This window comes from Streptomyces sp. NPDC050743 (assembly GCF_044456925.1).
Lineage (GTDB): Bacteria > Actinomycetota > Actinomycetes > Streptomycetales > Streptomycetaceae > Streptomyces.
In genome coordinates this window covers 1-16462 of the sequence record NZ_JBITGJ010000127.1, presented here as the reverse complement: position 1 = coordinate 16462, position 16462 = coordinate 1, and the positions used below count along the sequence as shown (strand labels likewise).

13 protein-coding genes and 2 pseudogenes are annotated in these 16462 nt (G+C 69.8%); 9 read left to right on the top strand and 6 right to left on the bottom strand.

Going from position 1 to position 16462, the window contains the following annotated elements:
• Positions 1-81 precede the first annotated feature (81 nt).
• Positions 82-366: pseudogene (locus ACIBJF_RS46535) on the top strand (spore-associated protein); the annotation flags it as partial.
• 199 nt (positions 367-565) lie between these two features.
• On the opposite strand, the gene ACIBJF_RS46530 reads toward ACIBJF_RS46535, so the two are convergent.
• The gene (locus ACIBJF_RS46530) at positions 566-3340 is read right to left on the bottom strand and encodes an ATP-binding protein (RefSeq protein WP_399183682.1); all 2775 of its coding nucleotides are present in this window, start codon (positions 3338-3340) and stop codon (positions 566-568) included.
• A gap of 301 nt (positions 3341-3641) precedes the next feature.
• On the opposite strand from ACIBJF_RS46530, the gene ACIBJF_RS46525 reads away from it, so the two are divergent.
• The 4 genes from ACIBJF_RS46525 (at position 3642) to ACIBJF_RS46510 (ending at position 7770) form a co-directional block, all read left to right on the top strand.
• Complete coding sequence (locus tag ACIBJF_RS46525; RefSeq protein ID WP_399183680.1) at positions 3642-4838, top strand: epoxide hydrolase family protein; 1197 nt, start codon at positions 3642-3644, stop codon at positions 4836-4838.
• A gap of 170 nt (positions 4839-5008) precedes the next feature.
• On the top strand, positions 5009-5593 hold the full coding sequence (locus ACIBJF_RS46520) for an RNA polymerase sigma factor (protein ID WP_399183678.1): 585 nt from the start codon (positions 5009-5011) through the stop codon (positions 5591-5593).
• A 75-nt stretch (positions 5594-5668) separates the two neighbouring features.
• Entirely contained in the window at positions 5669-6058 is a 390-nt protein-coding gene (locus tag ACIBJF_RS46515) for an STAS domain-containing protein (RefSeq protein ID WP_399183676.1), read from the top strand.
• The gene (locus ACIBJF_RS46510; protein ID WP_399183674.1) at positions 6055-7770 is read left to right on the top strand and encodes a SpoIIE family protein phosphatase; all 1716 of its coding nucleotides are present in this window, start codon (positions 6055-6057) and stop codon (positions 7768-7770) included. The genes ACIBJF_RS46515 and ACIBJF_RS46510 overlap by 4 nt, the downstream gene beginning before the upstream one ends.
• Before the next feature lie 21 nt (positions 7771-7791).
• On the opposite strand, the gene ACIBJF_RS46505 is transcribed toward ACIBJF_RS46510, so the two are convergent.
• Positions 7792-9552: an MOSC domain-containing protein gene (locus tag ACIBJF_RS46505; RefSeq protein WP_399183672.1), complete on the bottom strand. Its 1761-nt coding sequence runs from the start codon at positions 9550-9552 to the stop codon at positions 7792-7794.
• Positions 9553-9730: 178 nt separating this feature from the next.
• Positions 9731-10254, bottom strand: a pseudogene (locus ACIBJF_RS46500) (CGNR zinc finger domain-containing protein).
• 274 nt (positions 10255-10528) lie between these two features.
• On the opposite strand from ACIBJF_RS46500, the gene ACIBJF_RS46495 reads away from it, so the two are divergent.
• The 4 genes from ACIBJF_RS46495 (at position 10529) to ACIBJF_RS46480 (ending at position 14555) form a co-directional block, all read left to right on the top strand.
• Positions 10529-11398 carry an alpha/beta fold hydrolase gene (locus tag ACIBJF_RS46495; RefSeq protein ID WP_399183670.1) on the top strand — a complete coding sequence of 290 codons (870 nt, stop codon included), beginning with the start codon at positions 10529-10531 and terminating at the stop codon, positions 11396-11398.
• Positions 11399-11591: 193 nt separating this feature from the next.
• Positions 11592-12452, top strand: a complete 861-nt coding sequence (locus ACIBJF_RS46490) for a DUF427 domain-containing protein (protein ID WP_399183669.1) — start codon at positions 11592-11594, stop codon at positions 12450-12452.
• Between the two features lie 188 nt (positions 12453-12640).
• On the top strand, positions 12641-13876 hold the full coding sequence (locus ACIBJF_RS46485; protein ID WP_399183667.1) for a TerD family protein: 1236 nt from the start codon (positions 12641-12643) through the stop codon (positions 13874-13876).
• A 247-nt stretch (positions 13877-14123) separates the two neighbouring features.
• A complete protein-coding gene (locus ACIBJF_RS46480; RefSeq protein WP_399183665.1) occupies positions 14124-14555 on the top strand; it encodes a hypothetical protein in 432 nt (143 codons plus the stop codon).
• A gap of 95 nt (positions 14556-14650) precedes the next feature.
• Here ACIBJF_RS46480 and ACIBJF_RS46475 read toward each other — a convergent pair whose 3' ends face one another.
• From ACIBJF_RS46475 to ACIBJF_RS46465, 3 genes are all read right to left on the bottom strand, one after another.
• Positions 14651-14803, bottom strand: coding sequence for a hypothetical protein (locus tag ACIBJF_RS46475; protein WP_399183663.1), 153 nt, complete (start codon positions 14801-14803; stop codon positions 14651-14653).
• A 140-nt stretch (positions 14804-14943) separates the two neighbouring features.
• Positions 14944-15507, bottom strand: a complete 564-nt coding sequence (locus ACIBJF_RS46470) for a dihydrofolate reductase family protein (RefSeq protein WP_399183661.1) — start codon at positions 15505-15507, stop codon at positions 14944-14946.
• 153 nt (positions 15508-15660) lie between these two features.
• Positions 15661-16197, bottom strand: coding sequence for a GNAT family N-acetyltransferase (locus ACIBJF_RS46465; RefSeq protein ID WP_399183659.1), 537 nt, complete (start codon positions 16195-16197; stop codon positions 15661-15663).
• Positions 16198-16462: the final 265 nt, after the last annotated feature.

Here is a 16462-nt window from a genome sequence, read left to right as displayed (position 1 = left end):
GGTCGTAGGGCGGGTAAAACCGTCAAGCCTGCCGCAGCGATGTAGGCAGGAATCTCCTTCCCGAGGCTTGCCGAGGGGAGGGGAGAGCTTCAACTGACGTACAACTCCACGAACGGCAAGAACTGCGTCGCGACCATCCGCAGCAACCCGGGTACCGCCGTGGCCATGTCCGCATGGATCTATGTCTCCGACACCGACCAGGGTGACGAGGACTACGGGCAGTACACGTCGTACGCGGGGCCGACCTATGTCTACGGCAAGGCCCACTGCGTCGACTGGGGCGGCAACATCAGTAACGTGTACGTACAGGTGACCGGCTCCAACTGCGGTGCCCTGAAGGAAAGCCGGGTCACCTTCACCCGCTGACCGGCTTTCGTGACCGGCGCATGGCCCACGCCCCGCACATCGCGTGGGTAGCGACCTGGTCCGACGCGTCCTGCCGGAACGGACATGGCTCCGGCAGGACGCGTCGGACACGTAGGCGGGCCGGGGGCTGACGAACTTGCCCTCGCCAGGCTCGGCACATGGCCGGCGTCGGTCCGAGCCGGCGGTGCTGTGGATACGGCTACTGGGAATGGGACAGCACCGTGCGCAGGTGCCTGCGGGAGCTGACTCCGAGTTTGGTGAAGACGTTGCCGAGGTGCCACTCCACCGTGCGCGGGCTGATGAAGAGCTGAGCCGCGATCTCGGCGTTGGTGTTGCCGTCTCTGGCCAGCCTGGCGATCTGCGTCTCCTGGCTGGTGAGTTCGTCGAGGGCGCCGACCGTCCGCTTCCGTACGGTCTCCCCGGTGGCCAGAAGCTCCCTGCGAGCCCGTTCGGCGAAGCCGTCGGCTCCCATGCGGCTGAACACCTCGTAGGCGGGAGCCAGCTGTCTACGGCTTTCCTGGCGGCGGTTGCGGCGGCGCAGCCACTCGCCGTACAGCAGACGGGCGCGGGCCAGGGGGACGGTGATCCGGCAGTGCGCGAGGTGTTCGACCGCCTCCTGGTAGAGCACGTCGGCGTCCTGGTCGTCGCTCAGCAGGGCACGTGAGCAGGCTTGGATCCCCAGGGCCCATGCGGTTCCGCTGGCGCGGGTGTGTTCGGTGAGCATGTCCAGCGGCGCCGCGGCGGTCTCCGGCTGGTTGCTGCGTGCGGCCGCCTCGATCAGCTCGGCCAGGGCCCAGCCGAAGAAGCCCAGGTCCTCGTACCGGCATGCGCGCAGCGCGGCCGGCAGCGCGGCATCGTAGCGGCCGAGGCCGTTGTACAGCAGCGCGGTGGCGTACTCGGCGAGGGCGAGGGAGCGTCCCTCTCCCCGGGCGGTCACTTCTTCGACGGTGGTGCCGATGAGGTCCAGCGCCTGGGATTCCCGGCCCCGCCAGGCGGCGAGTACAAGCGACGCGTACATCATGGGTACGCCGCCCGCCGCTTCCGAGATCGCCGTGGCCTCGTCGATCAGAGCCGCCGCGCTGTCGAGTTCGCCGGCATGTACCTGGAAGCACGCCTGGTAGCTCAGTGCCATCGGCAGGACGGCGAGTGCCCCCGCTTCGCGGGCGAGGGTGACCGCGCGGGTCGCCAGTTCGTACCAGGCGTCGTCGTCCCACAGTTCTGTTGCGAGTGGCTCCGGTGTCATACGGCACGCCAGCCACAGCCAGCGCATGTCCGCGTCCGCCGTGGCGGGCTTGTGATCCTGTTGGACGACATGCTGTGCGTGCCGCAGCGCGTGGACGCCGGCAGTGCAACCGTCGATGATCCGGCTGACGATGCTGTCCAGGAGGACGTCGACGGTCCGCGGCGGTGTCGGCGGCGGCGGTCCGGCGCGGGCCGCCTCGGCCACCTCCCGCTGTCCTGGGCCTTCGCTCAGACGGCCGGCGAAGATGGCCGCGCCGGCCGCTTCCAGCAGGGTGTCACGGGCGAGGGCGGCGTCGAGAGGCGCGAGCCGGTGTGCGGCGTCGAGCAGGAGCCGGGGTGCTTGGCTGCCGCGTACCTGCGAGAACACCAGCCGGGCTCGCAGCCGCTCGAGTTGGGCGCGCTGCAGGTCGTCGAGGGGGCCGGCCTCCGCGGCCGCGAGCAGGTTGCGGGCCTGGTCGGCTCCGCCGGCGTCGATGTGGGCCTGAGCGGCGGCTAGTGCGCGGGTGACACGGTGTGCGGGATCGGGGGTCAGTTCCGCTGCGGCTTGCAGGAAGGCGGCCTGCGCGGCGGCTCCTCCTCTTACTCGGGCTCGGCCGGCCGAGCGCTCCAGGTCGAGGGCGATGCTCTCGTCGGGACCGCTGGCGGCGTGAGCGCGATGCCATGCCCTGCGGTCGGGATCGAGGTCGGGATCGGTGGCTTCGGCGAGTGCTCGGTGCGCCGCCCGGTGGTCCGGCGCGGACGTCCCGTGGTAGATGGCCGAGCGCACCAGGGGGTGGTGGAACCGCACTCTGGTGCCGAACTCGACGAGTCCCGCGGTCTCGCCGGGGGCCGCGGCGTCGGGCGGTATCTCCAGCAGTTCGGCCGCGCGCCGCAGCAGACTCGCGTTTCCGGTCGGCTCGGCCGCAGCGGTCAAAAGGAGCCGCCGACTGTCCTGGGGGAGTGACCGGAACCGCTGGTAAAAGGCGTTCTCCAGGCGGCTCGCCAGGGGGCGGCTGCTGGAGAGCCAGAAACCGCCCGCCAGCTCCGCAGGCGTACGTGGCAGATGCAGCAGGGCCATCGGGTTGCCGTGGGCCTCGGCCACGATCCGGTCCCGTACCAGCGGGTCGAGCGGCGCACGGACGGCCGAGGCGAGCAGGGCCCGGGCGTCGGGCTCGCTGAGCCCTCCGACGATCAGCTCCGGCAGTCCGCCCAGCTCGTGATCGCCTGGGGAATCCCGCAGGGCGAAGATCAGAGCCACCGGTTCGGCCATCAACCGCCTGGCGGCAAAGGCCAGCACCTGCCGCGACCCTTGGTCGAGCCACTGCGCGTCGTCGACGAGACAGACCAGAGGCCGTTCCTCGGCGGCGCCGGCCAGCAGACCGAGCACGGCCAGTCCTACCAGGAACCGGTTCGGCGCCTGGCCTTCCTGCAGTGCGAACGCGACGGAGAGGGCATCGCGCTGCGGTGCGGGCAGGTGCCGGAGCCGGCCGAGCAAGGGCGCGCAGAGCTGGTGAAGGCTCGCGAAGGGGAGTTCCATCTCCGATTCGATACCTGCGACGCGGACGGTACGGAATCCGACGGCTCTGCGCTCCGTGTAGTCCAGCAACGCGGTCTTGCCGATACCCGCCTCACCGCGGAGGACCAGGACGGCGCTGCTGTCTGATCGCGCTTGGGCCAGCGCCCTCTCCAGCGCGGCCAGCTCACGTTCCCGACCGCGCAGCCCTACCTGCGGATCTCTGACAGACACGCTCATGGGTCAACTTCCGGGGCTGCATTCAGGTCTTATTTCGATTTCCCATTTTAACGCGTTCGGTAATTGATTATTCGATATCGCGATAAATGTTTTTGGTAAAGCTTTGTTCGCTCTATTTCAGTCGACGGGTGATGTCTCTCCGCTTGCCGGCGCAGCGGCGCCCGGCCCGGACCCCGTGCCCCCGGGGCTCCACCCGGGGGCACGATCCCCGGGGTTTTCCCCGGGGCGAGGCGAACCCGCCCTGCCCGACTGTGGAGGAGCCGGTGACACGGGGTCGCCGGCAGCAGTCAAGGAGATCCACATGTCTGTCACGCCCCGAGAGCCGGCGATCCGGCCGTTCAGCTTCGAGTTCCCTGAGGCGGAGCTGGAGGAGCTGCGCCGACGTATCGCGGCGGCGCGGTGGCCCGAGCAGGAGACCGTCGCCGACCAGTCGCAGGGCACGCAGCTGGCCACGGTCCAGGAGCTCGCGCGGTACTGGGCGTCGGAGTACGACTGGCGCAAGGTCGAGGCGAAGCTGAAGGCCCTGCCGCATTTCATCACGGAGATCGACGGGCTGGACATCCACTTCATCCACGTCCGCTCCCAGCACGAGGATGCTCTGCCGCTGATCGTCACCCACGGATGGCCGGGCTCGGTCGTCGAGCAGTTGAAGATCATCGACCCTCTGGTCGACCCCACCGCCCACGGCGGCAGCGCGTCGGACGCCTTCCACGTGGTCATCCCGTCGATGCCCGGCTACGGCTTCTCGGGCAAGCCCACCACGACCGGCTGGGGTCCCGAGCGCATCGCACGGGCCTGGGGCGAGCTGATGAAGCGCCTGGGCTACACCAAGTACGCCGCGCAGGGTGGTGACTGGGGTGCGATCGTCACCGACTTCATGGGCGTGCAGGAGCCCGAGGGCCTGGTCGGCATCCACACCAACATGGCCGGCGTGGTTCCGTCCGGCATCGACGCCGCGCTGATCGCGGGCAACCCGCTGCCCGCGGGCCTGACGCTCTCCGACGAGGAGAAGGCGGCGGTCGAGCAGCTGGACTTCGTCTACCGGCACGTCTACTTCGCCTACCTGATGGGGTCGCGTCCGCAGTCGCTGACCGCCCTCGCGGACTCCCCCGTGGGCCTGGCCGCCTTCATGCTCGACCACGACGCGGCCAGCCTGGACATGATCGCCCGCGCCTTCGCAGGCCAGGCAGAAGGCCTCACCAGGGACGACGTCCTCGACAACCTCACGCTCTTCTGGCTGACCAACACGGCGATCTCCGCGGCTCGTCTCTACGCGGAGAACACGAACTCGTTCTTCGGAGTCAAGGGCGTGAACCTGCCGGTCGCCGTCAGTGTCTTCCCCGATGAGATGTACCAGGCCCCGAAGAGCTGGGCGGAGCAGGCCTACCCCAACCTCGTCCACTACAACCGGGTTGCCAGGGGCGGCCACTTCGCCGCCTGGGAACAGCCGGAGCTCCTCGTCGAGGAGGTCCGCGCGGGCCTGCGGTCACTGCGCTGACCGGCACGTCCGATCCCGTGACCGGCGCGCCTGATCCTCTGGACGGGCCCTGACGCGACAACGGCGGCCGAGTGACTCGACGGCGAGCACTCGGCCGCCCCCGGGGCGGGGCCACGTCGGGCACCGGGTCCCCTTTGCACACATCCCCATGCAGTCTTGGAGAACCCTCCATGTCTCCCTCGACACCCCCGGCGGTCGTCCCGGACACCGAACTCGAACGGTTCGAGCGCGAGGCCCTGCCCTTCCTCGGCCGGTTGTACGCAACCGCGACACACATGACCGGCGACCGCCCAGCCGCCGAGCGCCTGGTCGAACAGACCTGTCTCCGGGCCCTCCACGCGTTCGGGGCGTTCACCGACACGTCGCGGCTCAAGGTGTGGCTGTTCCGGATCCTGGCCGACACCGCGCTCAGGCCCTGCGGTGACCGGCAGAGCTCCCACGCCCGGGTTCTCGCGTACGACGAGCCCACCACCGGCCGCCGAGAGAAGCCCCCCGTCGTCCCTGCTCGCCACACGCCCCAGGCGCAGGCCCTGAACCACCTGTCCTGTCATGACGTGAAGGCCGCACTCGGGCAACTTCCGCGGGAGTCCGCCCTGGTCGTGCACCTGGCCGACGTCGAGGAGTTCTCCCGCACGGAGATCGCGGAGATCCTGGGTGTCTCCCCGGGCACCGCGGCGGCCCGGTTGCACCACGCACGGCGACGTCTGCTCGGGCTGCTCACCGACGCCGCACACCGGCACGGTGTCCTGGACTGAGCGGCGGCCTCCGACTCCGACGGCGCGCTGCCGCATCCGCCCTGACACTCACGAAAACCTCTGGAAGTCACGCACATGTGCACCATCACCATCGCCCACCAGGTGCCCGCGCCGAGTTCTGCGCCGTCCATCGTCCCGGCTCCCCGACCGGAGCCCGCCGATATCGGGGTGACCCGTCACGGCAGTCACGCACTGGTCGTCGTGTGCGGCGAACTGGACGCGGCCAGCGCACCCCGGCTCCCAGCGGTCCTTCGAGACCGCGCCGACCGCGGCGAGCACCGCACCATGGACCTGGGGTGTGTGCGCCGCAGCGACGGTGCGGGGCTGCGGCCCTTGGCCGAGGCAGACGCCTGCGCACGCCGCGAGGGCCGACGGTTCACCACAGTCTCGGCCGTCCGGCCCGTACGCCGGACGATGGGCCTGACAGACCTGGGCCACCTGGTGGAATCGGCGGTCTCGACGTGACCGGGCTGCTGAACCACCTGGCCCTCCTCGAGGCGGTCCGCACGCGGGTCGGGCACCGCCAGAACGTGGCGGCGGTCTGCCGGGAACTGGTGGAGGCGGTGGTGCCCGCCTTCGCGGACACCACCGACGTCGAGGTCCTCGACGCCGTCGTACGCGGAGAGGAACCTCCCACCGTTCCCGTCCCACGGGACGTTCCCCTGCGCCGAGCAGCTTTCCGCGGCCGCATCTGCGCCCAACCGGTCGGGGACGTGCACCCCCTGCCGGCGGGCACGCCCTTTTCGGATGTCCTGTCCGACCTTCGGCCGCGCCTGGTTCCGCTCGAGGAAGACATCCCCTCGCTGGCCGCCGACCCGGCCCGGGCCGACGCCGTCAGGCGATCCGGTGCCCACTCCCTGATCGTGGCGCCGCTCGTACTGCGCGATCAGGCTCTGGGCGTCGTCAGCTTCTACCGCGGCCCACGCCATGACCCCTTCGGACGGGACGACCTCGCGGTGGCCTCCGCCATCTGCGCGCACGCTGCACTCTGCATCAACAACGCCCGCCAGTACATGCGCGAGTGGATCATCGCCTCAACCGTCCAGCGCAGGCTTCTGCCCCAGCGTCCGGACCAGCAGCCGACCGTGGAGCTCGCCCCGCTGCACCTCCCCGACCCGGAAGGCGGCGGCGCGTGGTACGACGCGATCGCGCTGCCCGGCGCGCGGACCGCGCTGGTCGTCGGCGACGTGGCAGGGCGTGGCATCGCCGCGGCCACCACGATGGGACTGCTGCGCACGGCCCTCCACACACTCGCCGCCCTGGACCTGCCGCCCGACGAACTCATGGCCCGCCTGAACGACACCGCGACCCGTCTCGCCGCCGAGCGTGCCGCACTTCCCGCCGAGGACCCCATGCACGTCGAGCCGTTCACCGCCGGCTGCGCGGTCGCGATCTACGATCCCGTCGACCTCACCTGCACCGTCGCCCGCGCCGGCATGCCCGAGCCAGTCGCCGTCTTCCCCGACGGCACCTCAGCCCCCCTCGCCGTACCCCCAGGTCCCCCGCTCGGCGAGTCAGGCACCGCGCCCTTCCCCGCGACCGTCGTCAGCCTCCCGGCAGGAACCACCCTGGCCGTGGGCACCAACGCGCTCGCCGACGAAGTGCTGACGGCATCCGCCCCCGTGCGCCCGCTCCTGGACGGCGCCGGCGCAACGCCCCTGCCGAGCGTGCGCGACGGCATCGCGGGCGCGCTCACCCAAGGCCGCCGGACCGGCGAGCAGTTGATCCTGCTCGCCCGCACGAAGGCTCTGCCCGCCGGCCAGGTACTGACCCGCACCCTGCCGGCAGGCCCTGAGGCCGCGCCGATGGCCCGTCAAGCAGCCCGCCACCGGCTGAAGGTCTGGGGAGTGGACGCCGAAACCGCGTACACCACCGAACTCATCGTCAGCGAACTCGTCGGCAACGCGGTCCGCTACGGCTCCCCGCCCGTGCGTCTGCGCCTGATCCACGACCGGACGCTGACCTGCGAAGTCGGCGACGCCACCGCCAGCGCCCCGCGGGTGAATCATGCGCGCACCATGGACGAAACCGGCCGGGGGCTGTTCATCATCGCGAGCCTCGCCGACCAGTGGGGCACCCGCTACCGGCCGCAGGGAAAGACCGTCTGGGCCCAGCAAGCGCCCTGCACACCGACCAGATCCCCGCACACCCCTGACCCCGCCGGCATGGACGAGTGACGCCGGACAGGTGTTGGTCGGCTACAGGTCGAGGACCACTTCGGTGGTGGGTTGGCTGCAGCAGACGAGGATGGTGCCGGGTTCCGGGGGTTCGAGGGGTGGGGTGGTGTAGGTGATGTCGCCTGCCACGAGGTGGGTGGTGCAGGTGTGGCAGACGCCGGTGCGGCACGACCAGCGGGTGGGGATGTCGCAGGCCTCGGCGAGTTCGAGGAGGGAGGCGTGGGCGGGTTGCCACGGGGTGGTGATGCCGCTGCGGGCGAAGGTGATGGGGGGGCCGGTGCCCGTGGGACCGGGTGGTTGGTGCGGGCGGACGGCGGTCGTGGGCGTGATGCCGGGGTTGATGGCCGGGAGCGCGCTGAACTGTTCCGTGCGGATCCGTTCGGGGCGCAGTCCGTGACCGCGCAGGAGGCCGCCGAGGTCGTCCATGAAGGCGGGCGGTCCGCAGATGTAGGCGTCGGCGTCGGCGGGGATGCCCAGGGCCGCGAGGGATAGGGCGGTGGGGCGGCCCTGGGTGATGTGGGGGTCGCCGGGCCGGGGGGCTTGGGCGGTGTAGTAGATGTGCTCGTGGGCGTCGGGGAGGTGCGCCAGCAGGGTGTGGCTCTCGTCCGCGAAGGCGTGGTGGGCGCGGTCGTGGGCGGTGTGGATCCACCAGAGGGGGCGTGGGTCTTGGGTGGCGGCGAGTCGGTGGAGCATGGCGAGCACGGGAGTGACACCGATGCCCGCGGAGGCGAGGACGATCGGGCGGGTGGTGTCTTGCAGTACGAACGTTCCGCGGGGGCTGGCGATGTCCACGAGGTCCCCGGGATGGAGCGCGGCGTGGAGGTAGCCGCTCACCTTTCCGTGGGGCTCGTGCTTGACGCTGATGCGGTAGGTGTGTGCTGTCGGGGCGCAGGACAGGGAGTAGCTGCGCACCGCGGGGGCGGTGTCGCCGACGGGTAGGCGCAGGGAGAGGTACTGGCCGGGTAGGGCCTGGGGCAGGAGCGCGTCGTCGGTGCTCTCGAGGTAGATCGACGAGATGGTGGGGGTCTCGGGGACGATGCGGGCGACGCGCATCGGCTTGAACCCGGGCCATCCGGGTGTTTCTCCGGGCTGTTGGGTGGTGGCGCGTTCGCCGGGCCATCCGGGTTCCTGTCGGGGCTGTTGGGCGGCGGCGAGTTCGCGGAAGGACTGCTGCCATCCGGGGCTGAGGGCGGGGATGTTGAGTGCTTTGCGCAGCTGGGAGTGGTCGCGGTCGGGGAGGTAGAGCAGTGCGTCGGTGTCGGCGACGCTGAGTTCTTCCGGGCCCTTGCGGATGAGGGTGATCTCGTCGCCGGCCTGGACACGGCCCTCGGTGATCACGCGGAGGTAGAAGCCGGGGCGGTGGTGGGCGACCAGGAGGGAGGCCATGGCGGGTTCGCCCAGGCGCATGCCGACCCGGTAGCAGGTGACGCGGGGCTGGGTGACCTCGAATTCGGCTTCGCCGATGCGGTACCGGTCGCCGATGCAGACTTCGTCGTCGGGCAGGCCGTCGACGGTGAAGTTCTCCCCGAACATTCCGAAGCTCAGGTCGTCGCGGCCGAGCTGCTTCTGCCAGTACTGGTAGGACTGCAGCTGGTAGACGAGGACGGCACGGATGTCACCGCCGTGCCCGGCCAGGTCTCCCTGACCGTCTCCGTCGACGTTCAGCCGCCGGACCATACGCGGGCCCTGGACGGGGGCCTTCCAGGCACCGGTGCGGACGGTCCTTCCCTGCCAGGAGACGTCCTGGGGCATTCCTACGTTGACCGACAGCAGCGTCGCCATTGCGGACCTCCTGCGGGGTGACCGGCCGGGCAGTCCCTCATGGCGCCGTGATCGGTGCGCTGGGGCCGATCCAAGTTCTGTGCCCGTGCCGCCGCTATTCCGTGATCACGAATCCATCGTCATCCTCTCCGCGAGCGATGTCGACCGCACTGTGGCCGCTACACCGAGCGTGCGCGTTTCAGCCTGCCCAGGCTGCGCCGTCGCGGGCGCGCTGGTAGTGCCGCCTTGCCTTCATCCTGTTGCCACAGACGGCCATCGAACACCAGCGGGCCTTGTTGGTCTTGCTGCGGTCGATGAGGAACAGCCGGCACTCCGGGTTGGCGCAGGGCCGCAGCCGTCCGGGCATCGTCTCCTGCAGCGCGCTCCAGGCGAGGACGGCCTCCACCGCCGTGCGGTGCTCTGCCGAGGCGTCCAGTTCCCACGACACCCCTGCGGAGGAGAGATGCGGGTGTGAGGTGACGTCCTTCAAGATCGGGGCCAGCGACGTGGCAGGCCGACTGCCGCGCACCACCCCTCCTGCAGGGCATCGCGCGCTTGCACGAGGTGTCGGTGCTCCTCTGCGCTGCCGATGCCCCCGTGGGCCTGCTGCCAGGACCTGGCCGCTTCCGGATCCGCCAGTAGGTCTTGGACGACACCGTTGACCACCGGCGTGGTGTTGAGGAGCTCCAGCAGTGCGACCTGGTGTTCTCGACCGGTCACCATCGCCGCCTCCTAACCAGATCGATTCGCTCGACGGACACAAACGGGGCCGATTTAACCATCTAAACAACTCTGGCTGGTTAGTTTAATCCCTGGTGGGCGGTGCGCTGACTGGCGGCCGATTGCGGACGGAGGCTTGCGGTGTGCCCCCGCTCCGCCGTCGAGCCGTAGCGGTGCCCTTGTCGCGACCCTAACCATTAAAATCTTCTTGACAGGTTAGATCGGGCATGCTCGACTGTATGTGTAACCGCTGAAGCTCGCTAGAGAGGTTAGGGATATGACCCCCGCAGTCCACCACCGCACCGCCACCGTCAACGGTCTCGAGGTCTTCTACCGGGAGGCCGGCGACCCCCAAGCACCCGTAGTCGTGCTTCTCCACGGCTTCCCGACCAGCTCGCACATGTTCCGCCACCTGATCCCGGCGCTGGCCGACCGCTACCACGTGATCGCCCCCGACCACATCGGGTTCGGCCAGTCCGCGATGCCTGCCGTGCAGGACTTCCCCTACACCTTCGACGCCCTCACCGAGGTCACCTCCGGCCTGCTCCAGCACCTGGGCATCGACCGGTTCGCGATGTACGTGCAGGACTACGGCGCCCCCATCGGCTGGCGGCTCACCCTCCAGGCCCCGGACCGCATCACGGCGATCATCACCCAGAACGGCAACGCCTACGAGGAGGGCTTCGTCAAGCCCTTCTGGGACGGCGTCCTCGCCTACGCCAAGGCCCCGGGACCGGACACCGAGGCCCCCATGCGCGGCGCCCTGACCCTGGAGGTCACCCGCTGGCAGTACGTGAACGGAGTCGCCGACCCCAGCCTGGTCAGCCCGGACAACTGGGTGCACGACCAGGCGCTGCTGGACCGCCCCGGCAACGACGAGATCCAGCTCAAGCTGTTCCGCGACTACCCCACCAACGTGGACCTTTACCCGCAGGTCCATCAGTACTTCCGTGACTCCCAGGTCCCGCTGCTGGCGGTCTGGGGAGCGAACGACGAGATCTTCGGCCCCGCAGGCGCGGAGGCGTTCCGCCAGGACCTGCCCGATGCCGAGATCCACCTGCTCGAGTCCGGCCACTTCGCCCTGGAGAGCCACCTCGAGACCATCGCCGAGCACATCCGCGACTTCCTCGGCCGCGTCCTCGCCTGACGCGCAGGGCGTCGGGGCGGCTGCGGCGACCGGGGAACCAACAGCCCTATCCCGCCGCAGCCGGCAAAGGACCCGCCGTGCGACGGCATCCGGGTCTGCGCACCGTCCCCGGCCGACGACAACAACCACCCCACCCGGGATACGGCCACCGTCCACCCCCACCCCCCACCCCCCACCTCCATCGGAGTCCGTCATGGGACTGTCCTGGCAGCAAGGCCCCCTCTCCGCCGGCGCGATCGGGCACTTCCTCACCCCAGAACCCCTCCCGGAACGCCTGTTGTTCGCCGAACCGCTGCGCCGCCGCATGCGAGTGAAGTTCAACGACACGTGGATCGCCGACAGTGAGAACGTGATCCTGCTCCACGAACCGGGCCGCTACCCCGTCGCCTACTTCCCCCGCGAAGACGTCGACACGCAGGCCCTGATCCCGGGTGGCAAGGTCACCCACCACAAGGACCTCGGCGACACCGCCTGGTACGCGGTGCACGCCGGCGACCGCACCACCGAACGCGCCGCCTGGGAGTTCACCGCGCCGCCCGGTCACGCCGCCGAGCTCCAGGGCCGCATCGCCTTCGCCTGGCGGGCGATGGACGCCGTCTACGAGGAGGACGAACGCATCCTGGGACACGCCGCGGACCCGTACCACCGCATCGACATCCGCAACACCTCCCGCACCCTGGAAGTCCGCCTCGGCGACACGGTGATCGCCCGCTCCCAACACCCCGTCGTGCTCTACGAGTCCGGATTCGCCCCACGCTGGTACGTCCCGCGCGCCGACATCGACGAGACCCGACTGCGCCCCGTCGAAGGCCAGACCTTCTGCCCCTACAAGGGCCTGTGCGACTACTACGACATCGGCGACGCGCGCCGCGCCGCCTGGTCGTACCGCAACGCCTACCGGGAGGTCGACCGGATCAGCGACCTGGTGTCCTTCGAAGCGGACAAGGTCGAGGTCTATCTCGACGGCGAGCGCCTGCATCTCGAGCCCGGGCAGAACGTCGTCCCCCACGGCGTCGATCGCGGCCTGGACGTGGACGAAGTCAAGGCCCACTGAGTCCTGCGAGCGCCGGTACCCGTCGTGGTCATAACCACGTTCGGTGCACAGCATGTCGGGCCGGTCCTCGCGCCGGCCGACTCCCTGCATGAGGAGTTGATGGGGCAACCCAGAACGGCGTGGGCCTCTGACTGACGGAGTGGATGAATCCGCCCCGTACGGCATGGGCGCTGTGTGAAGATCACGCCATGACCCAGATGCCCAAGGGCGGCAATCTGCCCGTACCCGCAGAAGCCCTCCAGGTGGTCGTCACCTGGGGGCACGGCCCCGGTGTGCCGGACGTAGACGTCTCCGCGCTGCTGCTGGACGGGGCGAGCCGCGTCCGCTCCGACGCGGACTTCGTGTTCTACAACCAGCCTGAGCACTCCTCCGGCACAGTGCGCCACCTGGGCAAGAAACAAGAGACGGGCGGAGGGGCCGCCGCCGACCGGCTGTGGCTCGACCTGGCGGCCCTGGAGGCGGACGTCGACCGGGTCGTGGTCGCTGCCTCCGCCGACGGAGGCACATTCGGCCAGATCCCCGAGCTGGGCGTCCGGGTGGAACTGCCGAGCGGACAGCCGGTCGCCTCCTTCGCGATCGGCGACGCGACGACGGAGACGGCGTTCGTCTTCGGCGAGTTCTACCGCAGGAACGGCGGCTGGAAGTTCCGCGCGGTGGGTCAGGGCTACGACTCGGGACTCGCCGGACTCGCCACGGACTTCGGGATCACCGTGGAGGACGACCCGGCACAGCCAATAGGGCAGGCGCCGGCGGCGTACGCCTCACACGCGTCCCCGACCGATGCCGTGCCCGTACCCCTACCCGTCGCCGACGCGGTGCCTGCCGTCGAGACCGATCCGGCCGCGCAGCTGGCGGCCGAACTGGCCGTGGCCTTCCCACCGTTCGTCCAGCAAGGCCGGGGCAAGCAGCGCGTCACCTGCCCGCCGAACCTCCCACCGGGCGGCCGCGTGCTCGTCGAGATCGAGTGCCGCGACAGCATTTCGGTGCATGTGGACACCTGCGACGCCTACGGGCGCAGCGACCAGGACCTGCTGTCCTCCTACGAGGACCAGGTCCACGGTCGCACCGTCGCCCCGGTCCCCGAGGACCGCCCGCTGTCTCTGCTCGTCCGTGCGGACACACCCTGGACCCTGAGGGTGCTGCCGCTCGGTCACGCCCGGCGGCTGACGCACGCCCTCGACGGCAGGGGGCCCGACCTGCTGGTGTATGAGGGGCCGGCGGGTGTGCTGTCCTTCGCGCACGGCGGCACGAGCAACTTCGCCGTCTGGCACCACGTCCGGTCGACCGATCCCGACTGGCCGCAGGACGACGAGGAACTGCTCGTCAACGAGGTCGGGCACGTCGACGTGCTGGCTCCCGTCCAGGTCCCGGGACTGCTGCGCATCGAGGCCGATGGCCCGTGGCGGGTCGGAGTCGGTGGGTGAGGAGGCTTGGGGGCCTCTGAGGTTCTGGCCATGACGACGTCGCAGCGGTCGTCGCGTTCGCCGTCGACCGACCGGTGAGCCCGGTGCCGAGCCCCCGCGCCTCTCAGCGGCCGGGGGCTCGTTCGCATGCAGCAGCGACTCGGGGAAGGGCGACGCCATCGGTGGGTCGGGGCAGCGTTGGCGATGGCGGCCCATCGACTCGCGGGCGATGTGTCGTGCCAGGTTGACCGCTGCTACGTTCGGCGGCATGACTCTGCCCGGTCGACTGTTGTTCGAAGATTGGCGCCTGGGACGTGCGCATGAAGGGCGCCTGGTGGCTCGGGCGGACGTGCCGACGCTGTACGAGCTTGCCGACGAGACTGGCTCGGTGACGTTCACCTGGAACGATGGCGGTGATCCGGTGCTGATCGTCGGGGTGGGGCCTGACTGGTCGGTCGCCTCGCTGATGCTTGACGGCTACTGGTACGGATACGTCATCGACGAGGTCGAGGGCCACGTGCCGATCGATTTGTGCGGGCAGACGTCGGAGTGGCCGAAGGCGGATCTGCTGCCGCGGTCAGCGGCGTTGGCGGTGTTGATGAGGGTCCCCGACCTGGAGAGGATCAGGCGGGGTTTCCGATGGCTGTCGCAGTGGCGTCACTTCGCGGAGGACACCGCACCCCACATCTCACTGCGCTGAACCGCCGCACAGTCCGGACCCTGCTACGGCGCCGTCCATATGCCAGGGCCGGCATGGGACCTGGCGCAGGCCCGGTGGACCGCCGCGATCACGTGTCAGGTCGGTAGCCCCTGCGTCTGCTCGGGCAGCAGCTCCAGCCCGAAATAGGAGACGACAGGATGGACATCCACGGTCCGCCCGTCGCGGTCACGAAGGACGAAGCAGGAGAACAGGCGGCACTCGGCCACCGCGAAACCCAGCTCTCGCAAGACCGCGACGAGGCCGTTGGCTTCACGGCTGGGGCGGGGGTGCAGCTTGAGGGAACTGGTCGCGACGGAGTTGCTCGTGTCCTTCGACCCGCGTTGGGAAGGCCGACGGTCAGCGGATGGCGAGGAGAACGTTCGTCGGCCTAGCGCGCCACGCGGTAGCGGAGGTAGACGACCTTCGAGCTGAAGGTGCGGGTCTCGACGAGTTCGAGGTCCACCCGGCGCTCACGCTGGGGGAAGAACGAAATGCCACCGCCAAGCAGCACCGGGTGGACCCTGGCCCGGTACTCGTCGATCAGACCCAACGCGGCCGCCTCTGCGGCGAGAGTCGCGCCGCCGATCGCGATATCGCCCTCACCCGGCTCGGCCCGCAACCGCTCGATCTCCTCCGCCAGGCCGCCGGAGGCCAGGCGGGCATTGCCCTGCACCGCCGACAGCGTGGTGGAGAACACCACCTTGGGGAGCCGCTTCCAGATCGCGGCAAACTCGAGCGTCGAGAAGTCGAGCGACGGATTCTGGTCGGCGGTCTCCCAGTACAGCATCGTCTCGTACAGCCGTCGTCCCAACAGGTGGACGCCGACCTCTCGCACCTCGTCGGTGGCGAAGCGGAAGACCTCCTCATCGGGCACCGTCCAGTCGAAGCCGCCGTCCGGCCCAACGATGTAGCCGTCAAGTGAGACGCTCATCGAATAGGTCACGCTACGCATCAGAAGTCCTCCTCGGTAACGGGTTCGACAGTACGACCGCCGGACGCCGTAGAACTCATCGCGGCTCGCAGAACCCCCTGGGCCATGAGCGGAGAAGCCTGACGAGGCTTCAGCTCGGAACTGAAGCCTCGTCAGGTCGATCCCCGTCCTGTGTCACCTCGGTTCGCCGCCGGACCGCTCCGCGCGGAGCATGGAGAAGATCACCTGATCGTGCCACCGGCCGCCGCGCCACTGAGCGGAGCGCAGCACGCCCTCCCTCACGAAGCCCGCCTTCTCCAACGCACGCTGCTCGGCGAGGTTGGCGCAGTCCGTCCAGGCTTGGAGCCGTTCGGCCCTGGTGTGGTCGAAGAGGTACTCGGCCAGCAGTCGCTGGGCCTCGGTGCCTATGCCGCGGCCGTGCGCGGCGGGCACCAGGCCGATCGCCAGGGTCCAGCAGGTGGAGGTCGAGGGCCGCCCCCAGATACTCGCGAACCACTCGACCCGGCCCACCGTCCGGTCCGCCTCCGCGACGGAGAGCACGCCGCCGTCGGGACCGAGCAGGCCGTTCTCCGCGAACTGCCGGCGCAGGCCGGCCGGTGAACCGAAGCCGAACCACTGGTACAGGCCCGTCCCTTCCGGTCCGTTGAACTCGCGCTCGAACAGGTCGAGATCGTCGGCGGTCACCGGGCGCAGAGTGATCTCATCGGACATGGAACGTCTCCTGATCCTCTCGACCACAGGGTCTCGACCTCGTGTGGCCGGCGTGGGCAACGGCGTCTGACTCTTGCACACATCAATCCGCGCGCAGGCAGGATGTTCGGCGGCACGCGCCGGGAATGATCCGCCGGACAGGCTCGGCACGTTGACTCCATCAGCGCGCACTAAGAGTCATCACGTAATGAGGTGATGCCCACCCGATGTCCGTGCGGGGCCAGCAGGCCGGGGTGGCGTGCTTGCTCCGTTCGGCCGGCTGTTC